Source organism: Streptosporangium sp. NPDC006013 (assembly GCF_040614275.1).
Lineage (GTDB): Bacteria > Actinomycetota > Actinomycetes > Streptosporangiales > Streptosporangiaceae > Streptosporangium.
Genome location: NZ_JBEXUE010000762.1, coordinates 1 through 3,095 on the forward strand (window position 1 = coordinate 1; position 3,095 = coordinate 3,095).

2 protein-coding genes are annotated in these 3,095 nt (G+C 68.8%); one reads left to right on the forward strand and one right to left on the reverse strand.

What is annotated here, in order from left to right:
* Window positions 1-106: 106 nt before the first annotated feature.
* Window positions 107-928, reverse strand: a complete 822-nt coding sequence (locus tag ABZ260_RS49145; protein ID WP_355632321.1) for a hypothetical protein — start codon at window positions 926-928, stop codon at window positions 107-109.
* 471 nt (window positions 929-1,399) lie between these two features.
* Here ABZ260_RS49145 and ABZ260_RS49150 point away from each other — a divergent pair, with 471 nt between their 5' ends.
* Window positions 1,400-2,974, forward strand: a complete 1,575-nt coding sequence (locus tag ABZ260_RS49150; RefSeq protein ID WP_355632324.1) for a family 10 glycosylhydrolase — start codon at window positions 1,400-1,402, stop codon at window positions 2,972-2,974.
* The last annotated feature ends 121 nt before the right edge of the window (window positions 2,975-3,095 follow it).

The following is a 3,095-nucleotide window of genomic DNA, read 5'->3' on the forward strand; positions in this document are numbered from 1 at the left end:
GATGTCGGTCATGACTGCTCTCCCGAACGTGCGAGGTCCAGCGCGATGTCCACGATCACGCCCGGTGGGTGGTCCGCCGGGAAGACTCCCGGCCGGCGCCGGGCGCTCACCCCCGGTCGCCGCCCTGGATCGTCGGCTCGTACGGCTTCCTGATCCACACCTTGCTCGCCGGAGGCGCCTTGACCGTTACTCGGCTGCCCCAGCCGGTGTAGCGGGTCTCGACGCTGATCTTCCTGCCTCCGTCCACGGTCTCCACCAGGTGGGCCGTCACCACATGGGACGTGACCAGCCGCTGGGGAAGCCCGTCGGGCCCCAGGGTGAGCCTGAAGCGGATCACGCTGTCCTTGTCTCCGCCGATCGGGTCGACGGCCCGAAGCCAGGGAGAGATCCTTTCGAGCCTGCCGTAGCCGATCGTGCCCGAATAGGTGCGGCCCACTCGCTTTCCACTTGTGATCAGGGCTTTCAGGGTCGCCGGCTCCGCCGCGTTCACCCGCTGGCCGTACCAGCCGCTGACACCGCCGTTGACGCTCTTACCGAAGGCGTTCTTGATCCAGCTCTTCCCCTTCGGCGGCCTCCAGACGTCGCCGGAGTGGTAGCTGGCGCCACCGACGGTGATCGTCCGTTCCGAGCCCAGAAACCTGGACAGGTCGCTGAACACCGGCCCGCTCCTCGTGGCGGTGTACCTCGCGCTGATGTCGGAGGCGGCGATCCCGGTCCTGGTGAACTGCAAGGAGCCGGTGCGCTTCAGGAACGTCCCTTTCTCAGTGGGCTCGGCCAGGGTGGTGACGTCGGTGAACCTCACCCCCTTACCCGCGACGAGCTGCCTTTTCAACACCGTGACCGGATCCGCGGACGCGGCCTGGACGGGCATCGCGGCCACGGAGGTGGTGACCAGGACCGCCGCGGTGCTCGCGATCACTCGTTTCATGTGAATTCCTTCTCGACCCGGTACAGAAGGGGAAATCCTGCCCGACCCTGATCACGAGCACGTCTCGGAACGTGTCGTCCGTGATCTCCGTGGAATCACACCGAAGCGCCAGGGCTGAAGCGTTCTCATGCTGTGAGACCGAGTAGCCGGAGTCCGTCGGCGGGGTGGCCACGTTGGCGGCCGGGCACCTCCAGGGCTTCCTTTGCCTCAAAGGTCGGCGCATACGCCTCGACGGCCGAAACGCGCTGGTGAAACGATCTCGCGGTGAGCGGCGACGACTTCCTGAGGGTGGCGGCCCACGACTGCCCGATGACCTCCCGCATCGCCCCTGCGCCGGGGCTACCCGGCGAGTGGAGGACCGTTCCGGCAGTCACGGATCTGCGATACTTTCTTTCATTGTCATTGATTTGAAAGTAAGTTTCTGCCAATGTCACGCTCGGCGCCTTCTTCTTCAGCCCCCCGGAGGTCCGCATGAGCGCACCCACCCGACGTTCCGTCCTGCGCGGCCTGGCCCTGGCCGCGGGCGCGACGACTCTCCCCCTGTCGGCCCTCACCTCGACGCCCGCCTTCGCCGCCGGCAACGCCGCCGACAGCGCCACCGACAATGTCCCGCCGCTGCGGCAGATGCGCGGGATGTGGATCGCCTCGGTGCTCAACATCAACTGGCCGTCGAAGCCCGGCCTGACCGTCGAGGCGCAGCAGGCCGAGTACCTGGCCTGGCTGGACCTCGCGCGGACCCGCCGGCTCAACTCGGTCTTCGTCCAGATCCGGCCGACCGCCGACGCCTTCTGGCCCTCACCGCACGAACCGTGGTCGGAGTACCTGACCGGCGTTCAGGGCCAGGACCCGGGCTACGACCCGCTGGCCTTCCTGGTCGAGGAGACCCACCGGCGCGGCCTGGCCTTCCACGCCTGGTTCAATCCGTACCGCGTGTCGATGCAGCCGGACCCGGCCAAACTGCACCCCGAGCACCCGGGCCGCAGGAATCCGGACTGGATCGTCTCCTACGGCGGCAAGCTGTACTACAACCCGGGCATCCCCGCGGTGCGGGCGTTCGTGCAGGACGCGATGATGGACGCGGTCACCAGGTACGACATCGACGGCCTGCACTTCGACGACTACTTCTACCCGGTCAACACCACGGCCTTCGACGACGCCGCGGCCTTCGCGCGCTACGGCGCGGGCTTCCCCGATCTCGCCTCCTGGCGGCGCGACAACGTGGACCTGCTCGTCCGGGAGATGCAGCAGCGGGTACGGCAGGCCAAGCCGGAGGTCGCCTGGGGCATCAGCCCCTCGGGCATCTGGCGGAACAGGTCCACCGACCCCCTCGGCTCGGACACCGCCGGCAGCCAGTCGTACGACAACCTGCACGCCGACACGCGGGGCTGGGTCAGGAAGGGCTGGCTGGACTACATCGCACCGCAGATCTACTGGTACATCGGCCAGTCGAACGCCGACTACGCCAAGCTGATCCCCTGGTGGTCCGGCGTGGCGGCGGGCACCGACGTCCAGCTCTGGATCGGCCAGGCCGCCTACAAGGCCGGTGCCGCCGGGCAGCCCGCCCAGTGGTTCCAGCCGGACGAGCTTTCCCGGCACCTCACTCTCAACCGGGACAATCCCCAGGTCGGCGGCGACATCTGGTACAACTCCGGCGATGTACGTGAGGACCGGCTGGGCAGCGTCAGCACCGCCGTGACCGACCACTACACCCGCCCGGCCCTCGCCCCGCTGCTGCCGCGCCTCGCGGGCGGCCGACCACCGCGCCGCCCGGTCCTGGCCACCGCGCACAAGGTGGCCGGTGGCGCCGAGTTGCACATCGTCGCCCCCGGCAGGGACGTCCCGTTCCAGTTCGCGGTCTTCAGGTTCGACCGGCAGGCCGGTCCCGGTGACTTCGCCGACGCCCGCAACCTGGTCGCGGTGATCCCCGCGGGCCGCGACGTGCGCTGGGTGGACCCCGAGGGAGCCAGGGGCGCGCACTACCACGTGACGGCCGTGGACCGGGCGAACCGCCAGAGCGAGCCCAGCCACGGCCGCCGGGTCCGCTGACCCGGGTCACCGAGGATTCGAAAGCAGAAAGCCCAGATCGGCGATGCCGATCTGGGCTTTCCCGCGAGTGCGCCGCCAGGGACTCGAACCCCGGACCCGCTGATTAAGAGTCAGCTGCTCT